The organism is Mameliella sp. MMSF_3455 (assembly GCF_030733205.1).
Classification (GTDB): domain Bacteria; phylum Pseudomonadota; class Alphaproteobacteria; order Rhodobacterales; family Rhodobacteraceae; genus Antarctobacter.
The window spans coordinates 43,685-55,104 of sequence record NZ_JASHJL010000034.1 but is presented as its reverse complement, the minus strand read 5'-3'; the positions used below and the strand labels follow the sequence as shown (position 1 = coordinate 55,104).

Genomic DNA, 11,420 nt, shown 5'->3' with positions numbered 1-11,420 from the left:
TGTGCTCCCCGATGACCTCGGGGGCATCATCCACATCAGTGTAAGGGGGTCATTTTTGGACGCCGATAACCCCTCTACAGGGTCAAAATTGCACGCCTGTTCACAAGTTGGAGGTCTTGGCCGTGTCCGGAACGACTTGCCGCGCGTCCTCATGCACCAAACGGGTGATCTTGCGGGGATCGCCCTGCCTCATGTTCCGGCAGGTCAAAGGCCTTCGCGGGTGAAAAGAGAGTACCCGCCGCGGTTGCGAGTCCCCCGGAATATCAGCCGAAGCGGTGCGAGACAGATCGAAGTCCGGTGAAACAAATCCGAGAGGGCAACAAACCGGTTGGGACTGCAAGCGTCGGGCCGCGGTTGAACAGGCGCCCGCAGTCGCGAGCGCCTGCGCGTGATCAAGCCAGTCTCTTTTCCCGTCCTTTCAAATGGACCGCCACCTCGACCGCAGCCAGTACCAGCATCGAAAGGCCAACCAGCGGAAAGAACAGGCCTGCTGCCACGGCCATCACAAGCAGGGTGCGGGGAATACGCCAGTCGGCCGGCACCGTCGGCACACCGAGTGCCCCGGATGGCCGGCGCTTCCACCACATGGCGGCAGCCGAGACGCAGAGCCCGACCATGGCGAGGCAGGCGAGCAGCAGCCCGATCTGGTTTGCCAGCCCCCATTCCTGTCCCATGTGGACCGAGATGCCCCACTCGGCCCAGCGACCGAGTGTCCCGAGATCTGCCAAACCCGCGTCGTAGAGCACGGCGCCGCTGTACTGGTCCAAGTGGATCACTCGCTCGTAGGTGATATCGTCCGGATAGATCGACGCCGTGAATACACCCTCGGGCCCCTTCGGCATCGAAACCGAATAGCCCGGCACGATGCCCATCTCTTCTACTGTTGCGACAATCTGGTCGAGCGTCTGCGGCACGCCTTGTGCGGCACCGGAAAGCGGCACCGGCTGCTTTTCGATGATCCAGGGCGCCCGATCGGTGGCCTCGGACAAGGGCTGTGTCGATGCCGGCAGGTCGGACCAGTAGCCTTCTGGCATGCCAAGACCGAGCGCATTGGCGGTATCATAGAATTTTCCGCCCCAGACGGCCGACCAGGGCAGACCGGTCAGCGCGAGGAAGACGATGAAAAGTCCGGTGTAGATCCCGGTGACCGCGTGAAGGTCACGCCACCAGGGGCGCCCGCGCCGAGCCTTGATGGTCGTGGTGCCGAGGCCTTTGCCCCGGGGCCACCACAGGTAGACGCCGCTAGCAACCAGCAGCACCATCCAGCCTGCGGCCATCTCGATCAGGCGGTTGCCGATCCAGCCGACATATTCCAGCGAGTGCAGCTTGCGCACCACGTACATCGCGGGGCTGCCGGCCGGGCCGCTATCCCAGAGCGTTCCCAGCACGTCGCCGGTGTAGGGGTTCACGAACACCGTGTCCTTGAGACCGTCTTTGCCCAAGATGTCGATCTCGGCGGTGCGGGTTTCGGCAGCGGGCGGGGTGTAGGCCGTCAGCGAGCCGGGATGGGCGCCAAGAGCCGCGGCAACGAGGGTCGACGGGGCAAGTTGCGAGGAAGCTGGTTCGACGAAGCGCAGCTTGGAATAGGCGACGTCGTTGATCTCGTCCTTGAAGAGATAGATGCCGCCGGTGACTGCGAGGATCAGCACGAAGGGCAGGATCATCAGCCCTGCGATGAAGTGCCAGCGCCAAACGGCGCGATAGAGCGCTGCGGAAGCAGCGCGTGGAGTTTTTTCTGTCATTTCGAATGTCCAATTGGCCGGCAGAACGCCGGGCATGGGAAAAGCGCCTCGGCCGAAGGTTCGTCGAGGAGTGGGTCCGTTAAGTCGGGGCAGGGCGGTCAGGCCTGGACCGGCGGCGCTCTTGGTGAATGACAGAGATTGCGGGCCTGTGCGGCCCGGTAAAGATCGTCGCGGCGATACCAAGCATCATGCGGATCGAGCAGGAAAAGCTGGCCGCAGTGGGCGCTCACCGGTGCTTCGGGGAGGCCGTGGCAGAGCGGACAGTGATGGTCGTGACCAGTTTCCGTGCCGCACAAATCGGCAGCCGAGCTTCCAAAAAGCAAGGCGTGTGTCTCGAATTGGACAGTCGTGCGATCCGGCGCCATCCGCGCAGCAGAAATCACGCTCGACAATGCCATGAGCACGCCGAGGGCCAAGATCGCCACAAGAGCCGCCCTGTTTCGCATGGCACCCTTTTGCCACGAGTGCGTCGCAAGCGGAAGATTGATTTCCTGCCTCGCTGCTTATCGGCATAAAAACTACCAGGGCAGCCGCCCTCTGCCACGTCCCGTGTTGGACTTGAGAGCTGATCCCATCGACCGATGCTTGTCCGTCGACAGATGTTTCGATGCTCGTGGCCTTTCGGTCCAGGGTCGTCGTCCTCCATTGACCAAGTGTGCTGCGGCACAGCCAGAGATTATCGCCATTCGCAGCACCATTGGATCTGAGTGTAGCGGTCAAATTCCGGATACAGGTTACATCGTGTGGACTGTGTTGGTGTCCGATCAATCCGCATTGGGAAACCTCGCATGGTGTAAGCGGGGAACCCCTTAGGTGTGCAGCCTTGTGGTTGCGATTGTTTGGCGTCTTGGATGTCGCTGGTCGCGGGCGCAGTTCGGTGCTGTGTGTCCGATAGATCAGCCAGACGCCTGTCCGCGCGCGATGATGGACCGGGCGCGGGACACCAGCGGCAAATCGATCATCCGGCCGTCGACCTGGGTTATGCCTTGACCCTGCCTCGCGGCGATCTCGGCGGCCTCGACGACACGCCGCGCCCAGTCAAGCTCTGCCGCGGTGGGCGAAAAGACCTCGTTGAGAACCGCCACCTGTGCTGGATGCACCGCGTAGCCACCGGTGGACCCGATGGCGCGGGCGTATGTGGCAGCGGCCCGTAAGCCATCGATATCCCGAAAATCGGACATGCTCGTGGCGATGGAGAGTGAGGCGACCGAGGCCGCCCGCGCGGCCTGGTTGACCTGTTGCACAGCGGGCTTCAGGACGTCAGGCGTGGCGGCGACGCCCATCGACGTCGCGTAGTCTTCGACGCCGACCGTCATGGCGACAAGCCGTGGGGACGCGGTCGCGATCTGCGGCGCATTCAGCACCGCGCCGGCCGATTCAAGCAAGGTGACGAGACGGATTTGTCCTTGCGGAAGGCCGCGTTCCTGTTCCAACTCGCCGATCATCGCACAGACGGCACGAACCTGGGCTGCGCTCTCGCAAAGCGGCAGATGGATCGCCGAGACGCCTTCGATCACGCTCGCTTCGAGGTCGCGGAAAGCCTGCGCCCAAAGCGCGTTGATGCGCACCGTCACAGCGACTTGCGACGCCAGACGCGAGACCGCGCCCGGCAGCGCGGCCCGCGCCTCGTCCTTGCGGGCGGGGTCAACGCTGGCTTCGAGATCGAGCACGATGGCATCGGCGCCGCGGCTCGCGGCCTTGGCGAGGAACTTCTCTTCCAGAACCGGTACGAACAGGAGGGAGCGCCACATGGTCACGCGCCTTCCTTGGCGGAGCAGGCTTTGCCCGGATCTTCGATGCCAAGCTCGGCCAGGATCTCCGCGGTGTGCTCGCCCAGCCTTGGCGCGGGGGCGCGTACGGCGCCCGGGGTGGCGCTCAGACGCGGAAAGGTCTGGTGCATCGGCAGACGCTCCATGCCCTTGTATTCGAAATCCTGCAACACGCCGCGGCCACGGATATAGGGATGATCGACAAGGTCCGAGATGTCGCAGATCGGGCCGACGGTGACGCCTTGCGCTTCGAAATAGGCGAGGTTCTCGTCGAGCGTCCGGGTCTTCATGTTCTCGGCAATGATGGCATCAAGCTCTGCCGCATGCTCGACCCGCGCGCGCGAGGTCGCGTACCGTGGATCGTCGTTCAACTCGGGCCGTCCGATGGCGGCGGCGAGCTTTTCCCACATCGACTGCATGGAGGCCGACATGGCAATAAATTTGCCGTCCTTCGTAGGGTAGAGGCCGCGCGGGGCCGCGACTTCGCTGGAGTTGCCCATACGCTGCGGCACCTTGCCTGTCGCCTCGTAGGCCGCCGCCCAGGGACCGAGGATGCCGAACAGCGGTTCGAAGAGCGAAAGGTCCACGACCTGGCCTTTCGTCTGGCCCTTGTCGCGGGCAATCACGGCGGACAGAACTCCGCCGAAGCCGGCAAGCCCGGCAACCATGTCGGCCAGGGCGAGCGGCGGGAGAAGCGGCGGCTTGTCTTCCCAGCCCGTCATCGCGGCGAAGCCGGACATGCCTTCAATCAGGCTGCCAAAACCCGGCTTGTCCTTGTACGGTCCGGTCTGCCCCCACCCCGACACCCGCACGATGATCAGGTTTTCATTGGCTTGCCAAAGCTCCTCCGGCCCCATCCCCCATTTTTCCAGCGTGCCGGGAACGAAGTTCTCACAGAGGATGTCGGCGCTGGCGATCAGCTTGTCGAGCACGGCCCGCCCCGCTTCCGAGCGAAAATCAAGCTCCATGCTCCGCTTGGAACGGGCATAGACCTTCCACCAGCTTTCGGCCTCACCGAAGCGGCGCAGGTCATCGCCTTTGCCGGGGCGTTCGATCTTGATCACGTCGGCGCCGAAATCGGCCAGCATGTGGGTCATCATGTTGCCAGCGGCGAGTCGCGTCATGTCGACGACCCGCAGGCCGTCGAGCGGGCCTTGGGCATCAGGTGCGTAAGGGGTCTTCATGAAATTCCTTTCCTTTAGCCGTCGGACAGGCGGTTTCGGTCGCGGATCAACAGCCACGCCACGAAGGGCGATGCGGCAAACAGGACCAGCGCGAAGGGATGATCGAAGATGGCAGCGGGGTTGCGGCTGAGCAGGATCACGGATTGCCGGATCGACAGTTCGATCATCGGGCCGAGCACGAGCCCGATGATGAAGCAGACGATGGAGATCTCCAGCTTCAGCATGAAGAAGCCCAGCACTGCGAAGGTCAGCATTACCCCGACGGCAAAGAACCCGCCCTGGCTCACGTAGATGCCCACAACGCAGAGCAGCAGCACGATCGGATAGATGACGAAGGGCGGGACCTTCACGATCAGCGCAAAGACGCGCAGCCCGAGGCTGCCGATGATCAGCACCATGACATTGGCCATGATCATCGCCGCGAAGAGCCCGTAGACCAGCGACGTGTCGCGCTGGAAGATCAAGGGGCCCGGCGTCACGCCATGGATCAGGAAGGCGCCGACCAGAAGGGCGGCGGTGAGGTTGCCCGGAATGCCCAGCGTCAGAAGGGGGATCAGGTTTGCGCCGGAGACGGCCGAGTTCGCGCTTTCGGTCGCCGCAATGCCTTCGGTCGCGCCGGTTCCCAGTTTCTCGGGCGCTGTCGAGAAGCGCTTGGTGGCGGCGTAGCTCAGGAAAGCGGCGAGCGTCGTGCCGAGGCCGGGCAGGGCGCCGATGGCCGTGCCGATGCCCGCGCCGCGGAAGACCGTGCGTCTCAGGGTCAGGAATTCGCGGAACGGCAGGCGGTCATCGCCTTCGCTTGGTGTGACGACGCTGGTGGCCTCGGGGCGGTGGCGGCGGCCCTCCTGCAACCTCAGAATGATTTCGGGCACCGCGAGAACGCCAATGGCAACCGCTGCGAGGGGAAGTCCGTCGAAGAGTTCGACCTGCCCGAAAGTAAAGCGCGGCGAGGCGGTTTCCGGGTCGACCCCGACCGTGGCCAGGAAAGCGCCAAGGGCCGCGGCAAAAATCCCCTTGGTCAGCGACCGGCCCGACAGAGAAGCAATCAGCGTAAGCGAGATCACGAGGATTGCCGCAAGCTCGACCGGTCCGGCCCGAAGGGCGAATACGGCAAGCGTTGGCGCCAGCAGGATCAGCACGAGGTCCGAGCAACTGTCCCCCGCGACAGACGAATATAACGCCGTCTGCAACGCCTTGCGCGGTTTGCCACCCCGGGCAAGGGGATGACCGTCGAGGGTCGTCGCGGCCGAGTGCGGCTCACCCGGCGTGTTGAGCAGGATGGCCCCGATCGCACCGCCGAAACCGCCGCCCTTCATCACGCCCACCAGCATGCCGATCGCCGCGAGCGGAGCCATGGTGAACGTCAGCGGGATGGCCACCGCGATCGCCATGGGGGCATTCAGCCCCGGCACCGCGCCGATCACGATCCCGATCATGACGCCGAGCACAACCGACAGAAACGTCGTCAGCGACAGCGCGTCGAGCATGGCTGCGAAAATGATATCCATGTCATGCCTCCTGTCAGGGCAAAGGCAGTTCCAGGCCCCACCAGAACCCGGCATAGATCACGGCAGGCGCGGCCAGTGCATTGAATGCATAGGCCCAAAGCGGGGCGCGGGTGTGGATCAGCGTGAATGCGATCAATCCCAAGGGAGCGCCGATCCAGAACCCCGAATAGGGCCTTCCGATCACGTCTCCGACCACCCCCATCACGATCAGCATCAGCACGACCGCAAGGATGCAAAGCGCGAGGTGCCCGGTATCCTGCCATGTCAGTTTGCCGGCCAGCGGGTCATCCCCACCGTGCTGCAGGTTCCCGGCAATCAGCACGGCGCCAAGTCCGGCCATGAGCCAGGCCAGCGCGCGGGGGGCAAGGCTGGGCGGAAGTCCGAAGGCCCCCGCGTCATTCACCTGTGCCGGGATGATCCAGAACAGCAGCAACAGGCTGAACAGGACAATCACGATCCCGAGGATCAGGTCGGTCGCAGGGCCCGCGGCGTCGCCGGGCCCTTTGGAAAAATGCGACATCGCGCCTTACTCCGAGATGAAGTCGAGCAGGTCGCGGTAGGCCTCGGCGTCCAATGTGATGCCCTCGGCGGTTTCGGACCCGGTCTTGAAGGTCTCGAAACCGCGAAACTTGTTGTTCACGAAGTCCTTGAACCTGTCGGATTGCACGGCTTTCGCCAGCGCGGATTCGAGCATCGCCAAGGCGTCGGCATCCATGTCGTCCGGTCCGAAGAACACGGCGGCCTCGGCAGCGCTGACGCCATAGCCAAGCCCGTCCAGCGTCGGAATGTCGGGATGTTCCTCGATCCCCTCCGGGTTCAGGGCCGCGACGATCTTCAGGGCGCCGTCTTCCATCATCGGCAGCGCGTTCGAGCCTGAGAACGCCAGGTCCACGTGACCGCCCAGCACGGCCTGCCGCGCACCGGCACCGCCCCGGGTCGGCACGATGTTGACGGCGATGTCTTCCTTCTTGCCGACATACTGCATGATCGCGCGGTCCAGCGGGATGATCGACGCGTAATTGATCCAGCCGCGTTCCCTAGCGGTGTCCAGCATACCGGCCCAGTCGTCGAAAGGGGCATCCGCCGGCGCGGCCATCACGGTCCGATAGCCATGCGTCGTGGCGATGAAGGTCACGTCTTCCGGCGTGTAGGCGACGCTGCCGGTGAGCGGAGTGAACGAGAACGTCGTCGCCACTGCAAACCCGATGGTGTAGCCGTCAGGGTCTTGCGCGCGGACGTATTCTGTCGCGACCGCACCGCCGGCGCCACCTCGGTTTTCGACGATGATTTTCTGTCCCAGCGCGGCTTCCATCTCGGTCGCCAGGATACGCGCTGCGGTGTCGCTGCCCCCGCCCGCGCGAAAGCCAACCACGAGATTGACGGGCTTTTCCGGGAAATCGGCCCATGCCGGTGCGGCAGACGCCATTATGGCAGCGGCAAACGCGAGGGTCTGTGAATGTTTCATGTTGGCTCCTCCCAAATCGCACGCAGAGCACGTGCCTTGCCCACATCGTAGGTGACTGCAGAGTAATACAGAAATACAATATTGATATTTATAGTATGCCGAAACATTATGGCCTCGTGATCGAGAACAAACATATTCGAAGCTTCCTGCGCGTTCTGGACCTTGGCAGTTTCTCGAAGGCGGCAAAGTCGCTCAACATCGCGCAGCCCGCGCTCAGCCAGCATGTGCGAAAGTTGGAGGACGCGCTGGGAACACGGCTGCTGGACCGCAGCGCGCACGGTGTTTCGGCGACCGCGAACGGGCGGGATTTCAGCACCCATGCGCGCCAGATCCTGACGCTTGTCGACCGGGCGGAGCGACGCTATCGCCGCGGCGCCGATGAGATAACCGGCGAGATCCGGCTGGGCTTGCCCGGGTCGGTCTGTCCGGTGCTGGCACCGCCGCTGATGCTCGCTGCGGCGCAGAAATATCCGGGAGTGCGGCTACAGATATTCGAGCTCATGAGCGGCGATCTGGCAGAGTACCTGCGCGAGGGTCGTGCGGATATCGCGGTGCTGTTCAACGTACAGGAAACCGAGGATTACACGTCCGAAGCCCTATTGACCGAGCGATTGCATCTCATCGGCGCGGCGTACGCACCTCTTGTTCAGGGCGAGACGGTGGGCGCGCGTCAGCTTGCCGACGTGCCGTTGGTCGGCACGCGACCGCCGCACGGGTTGCGGCTCGTCCTGGAACGATGGTCGAGCGACGCCGGCATCACTTTGAACTTCCGGTTCGAGGCAGACGCACCGTCGGTCCTGGTCAGACTCGCCTCGGAAGGTTCGTGCTATTCGATCGTGTCCAAGGCAGCCATCGCGCATGAGGTGCTTGGCGGATCGATCCGTGCCGCGGAAATCGTCGATCCGCCCATCCAGCGAACTGTCTGTCTGGCTTCCTCCAAACGGCTTCCGCCCGACAAGGCCCGCAACGTTGTTGTTGACTTGACCCGCGATGCGGCTCTGGAGTTGGTATCCTGTTCCAAGTGGGCAGGAGCCTCTCTGGTCACCGGCGCTCGCTGACCGACTACGGATGAGTTCCAGGACGAGGAACGCTGCCTTTCGGGCGACCACGGGACCAGCGCCGACTTTGGTGCTCGCTGATTGCGCCTCGCTGCAAGCCCGACGCGAGAGACAGCTTCGGGGGCTGCACTGTAGATGGCGCGGGTAAGCGAACCCACCTTGCCGAACATGCAGTTGCGGAAATCGCAACCGCAGGCGAAGCCGCGCGGGTAAGGTCGGCGCTAGGCTGCCTTTCACATCGGGAACCGGATTTTGCGATGTGGCCCGTCAAAGGAGACTTTCGCTGCGGTCTCGCAACCGATCAGTCGGCGGGTTGCAAAACTGCGGCCAGAACGGTTGACCCTCGCAACACTCAGACGGTCGCAATCCACGTTTTCGGTTCCGTCACGAAACGCTGATCCGACCCGGATGGGGCGGTGCTACCGGCAAAATTCGCCGGTAACAACCTTGCCGCCGTTGGTCACGGTTTGGGTCGTGAAGTCGTAACAGCCGGCCGTCCCGGAGGGGGTGTAGCGGATATAGTGATCCTCTCCCTCGTAGGTGTAATCCATGCTTCGGCTTCCATCCGGGTTTTCGGTAAAGACGAGGTTTTGAACACCACCTTGCGGTGGCCTGCCCGGCGCGGCGCCACCTCCATCGGCGGCGACAAGCGGCGACACACGGGGGAGCCGGTCGAAATCTGCCACGACGCCCATCAGACATTGCACGATATAGGGCGCGTCTTCCGAGGTGTGGTAGCGATAGCCAAAGGTCTCGTCGGCCTGACCGTTGCAGACGTCCAGATCGCCTGCGGCAATCACCGATCCGTCGGGATTGTTGTCGCCGTAGATCGGGAAACCGTCGAAGGCCCAGCCGATGATTGCGCTGTCGCCCGCATTTTTCATCTGATCGATCATGCAGGTCGGCTTGGCGTGGTAGTGATAGTCGTCACCACGACCGGCATGGCCGCCGCAAACATCGAGCTGATGTGTCTGCAGCGTGTCGTGACGGGCCTGATGATGGGCCAGGTCGGCCTCGGTCATCTCACCGCCCGCCGTGTAGTCGTAGATCGGCACCCCGTTCACGGCGACGCCCAAGGCGGCATCCCGGGTCAGCGGGCTGGTGCCAAGCGTCGGAGACAGCAGGATCGGCGCGGCATAGTCGCCCGGCACAGGAACCTGCTCGTTCGTGCCGATGATCCCGGTCATCTTTTCATGGTCGGGGTAGGTATCGGACTGGATGATCGCGTGGCTGTCGGTGCAGGTGACGGTGACGCTGTCGTCAAAGCCCGCGTCGGTCACGGAGTCCTTGACGGCTGTGCAATGATCGTCATGGGCCAAGACCGCAGAGGCGGTGGCAATCGCCATTGAGGTGGTGATCGAAACGGCGAGGAGGCGTGTCATGTTGTGGGATACCTTCAATGCGCCTTACCTGACCGTCAGGCGGCACAGGACCGTATTGCTTTGCTCAAGGTCGGGACCCCAGATCAGTTGGGCCTCCGACACCCAGTCGATCCGGTCATAGCCATCCTTGGGGGTGACCTCGCGTTCGGAAAAGATGCTGGCCTGCGGCCAGTGCGAGGCATCGAAACCCGCCTGATCCCAGCCATCCGGTTCATCCATCACCTCGAAGGCACAGGCCCCTTCGCCCGCGACGGGGTTTGCGGCGCCTTCGCAGGATTTGTCCAGCGGCGCGGTGTGGATGACCAGGCACTGCCAGTCGGAATTGCTGACCGCGACCGTTGCGCCTGTCGCATCCTTGATCTGCGCGATCAGGCCCCCATCACCCATCTGCTGGCGACGGGTGCCAATGTATTCCAGACCGGTGTCATTTTCCTTGAAGTCCTTGGCGACAAGCCCGATCACGAAGGGGCGCTCTGCTTCGAAATCAAAGCTTTCGGCATTGAAGGACCGCTCGGTTGTGATGGGCACGCTGTCTTCGGCGACTTGGGCCCCGTTGATCCGCATCGCGAACCAGTTGTCTGCCCAGACGTCAGCGGAAAAGGTCTCGGCAGAGAGGGCGGATGTGGAGATCAATAGTATCAAAGACGGGGCGGTGGTGCGTTTCATGAGGCAATCCTTTTGTTCGCCTGTGTTAAACGCGGCAAGCTCGGAAATTCGTCGCCGAAATCCGAACTTCTTTGGAGATCTGCCAACCAGCCGATGAGAGATTTGCTCGCGGTCCGCAATTCGGTCGACTTGACGATGCTGCGAAAGACACGACACAGGGCCAGTTCCGTTGGTCAGAGTCGACCGCTCAAGCCCAAGCACGTTTGGGCGATCTGGTTTTGACTCGAGTTGGCCGAAAACCATCGCGATTTGGCCTTGTCCAATCTGTCCATCGACAGCAAGCAGCATGGCTATGGTCTTGGGAAAATGAAAACCGTCGATGTCATGGCGTCGGGCCAGATCAAGGCAGGCGCTTCGGTACTGCAACGCAAGATCCGCAAGCCGGTAGCCTTCAAGATCTCGAAGCGCGTCCAAACGATGCTCAAACGATGGATGCGTGAATCGCTGATGATAGGGACGGAGACTCTTTGACCGGGCCGATTGCACGGGTGGCTGCACATCCCGATCTGCCACTATACGCGGATTGTCCGCGACTGGGTCACCTCGACCGGTCTGAAGGCCAGCGCCAATGGCACCCACTGGATGCGGCGCAGGAAGGTTCAGTTGCCCTTGGCCATCCGAAGAAGGACAGCACCGCCAGATACCTCAG

Annotated in this window: 11 protein-coding genes; 2 read left to right on the top strand and 9 right to left on the bottom strand. The window is 63.0% G+C overall.

All coding sequences use genetic code 11. The annotated features are described in order from the left end of the window. Positions 1 to 392: 392 nt before the first annotated feature. The 7 genes from RBB42_RS20665 to RBB42_RS20635 form a co-directional block, all read right to left on the bottom strand. A complete protein-coding gene (locus RBB42_RS20665) occupies positions 393 to 1,742 on the bottom strand; it encodes a PepSY-associated TM helix domain-containing protein (RefSeq protein ID WP_305972347.1) in 1,350 nt (449 codons plus the stop codon). A gap of 98 nt (positions 1,743 to 1,840) precedes the next feature. Next, on the bottom strand, positions 1,841 to 2,167 hold the full coding sequence (locus RBB42_RS20660; protein WP_306043453.1) for a hypothetical protein: 327 nt from the start codon (positions 2,165 to 2,167) through the stop codon (positions 1,841 to 1,843). Positions 2,168 to 2,638: 471 nt separating this feature from the next. Next, positions 2,639 to 3,493 (bottom strand): HpcH/HpaI aldolase/citrate lyase family protein, encoded by an 855-nt coding sequence (locus RBB42_RS20655; RefSeq protein WP_305972348.1) that lies wholly within the window; start codon positions 3,491 to 3,493, stop codon positions 2,639 to 2,641. Positions 3,494 to 3,495: 2 nt separating this feature from the next. Next, positions 3,496 to 4,695 carry a CaiB/BaiF CoA transferase family protein gene (locus RBB42_RS20650; RefSeq protein WP_305972345.1) on the bottom strand — a complete coding sequence of 400 codons (1,200 nt, stop codon included), beginning with the start codon at positions 4,693 to 4,695 and terminating at the stop codon, positions 3,496 to 3,498. Between the two features lie 14 nt (positions 4,696 to 4,709). After that, positions 4,710 to 6,200, bottom strand: a complete 1,491-nt coding sequence (locus tag RBB42_RS20645) for a tripartite tricarboxylate transporter permease (RefSeq protein WP_305972344.1) — start codon at positions 6,198 to 6,200, stop codon at positions 4,710 to 4,712. Positions 6,201 to 6,213: 13 nt separating this feature from the next. Continuing rightward, positions 6,214 to 6,720 carry a tripartite tricarboxylate transporter TctB family protein gene (locus tag RBB42_RS20640; protein WP_305972343.1) on the bottom strand — a complete coding sequence of 169 codons (507 nt, stop codon included), beginning with the start codon at positions 6,718 to 6,720 and terminating at the stop codon, positions 6,214 to 6,216. Between the two features lie 6 nt (positions 6,721 to 6,726). After that, the gene (locus RBB42_RS20635; protein ID WP_305972342.1) at positions 6,727 to 7,665 is read right to left on the bottom strand and encodes a tripartite tricarboxylate transporter substrate binding protein; all 939 of its coding nucleotides are present in this window, start codon (positions 7,663 to 7,665) and stop codon (positions 6,727 to 6,729) included. Between the two features lie 116 nt (positions 7,666 to 7,781). Here RBB42_RS20635 and RBB42_RS20630 point away from each other — a divergent pair, with 116 nt between their 5' ends. Then, positions 7,782 to 8,723, top strand: coding sequence for a LysR family transcriptional regulator (locus tag RBB42_RS20630; RefSeq protein WP_305972341.1), 942 nt, complete (start codon positions 7,782 to 7,784; stop codon positions 8,721 to 8,723). 419 nt (positions 8,724 to 9,142) lie between these two features. Here RBB42_RS20630 and RBB42_RS20625 read toward each other — a convergent pair whose 3' ends face one another. Then, positions 9,143 to 10,105: a YHYH protein gene (locus RBB42_RS20625; protein ID WP_305972340.1), complete on the bottom strand. Its 963-nt coding sequence runs from the start codon at positions 10,103 to 10,105 to the stop codon at positions 9,143 to 9,145. A 24-nt stretch (positions 10,106 to 10,129) separates the two neighbouring features. Beyond that, entirely contained in the window at positions 10,130 to 10,771 is a 642-nt protein-coding gene (locus tag RBB42_RS20620; protein ID WP_306043824.1) for a PEBP family protein, read from the bottom strand. 255 nt (positions 10,772 to 11,026) lie between these two features. Between RBB42_RS20620 and RBB42_RS20615 the strand changes: the two genes are divergently transcribed. Further along, complete coding sequence (locus RBB42_RS20615; RefSeq protein ID WP_305972338.1) at positions 11,027 to 11,242, top strand: hypothetical protein; 216 nt, start codon at positions 11,027 to 11,029, stop codon at positions 11,240 to 11,242. The last annotated feature ends 178 nt before the right edge of the window (positions 11,243 to 11,420 follow it).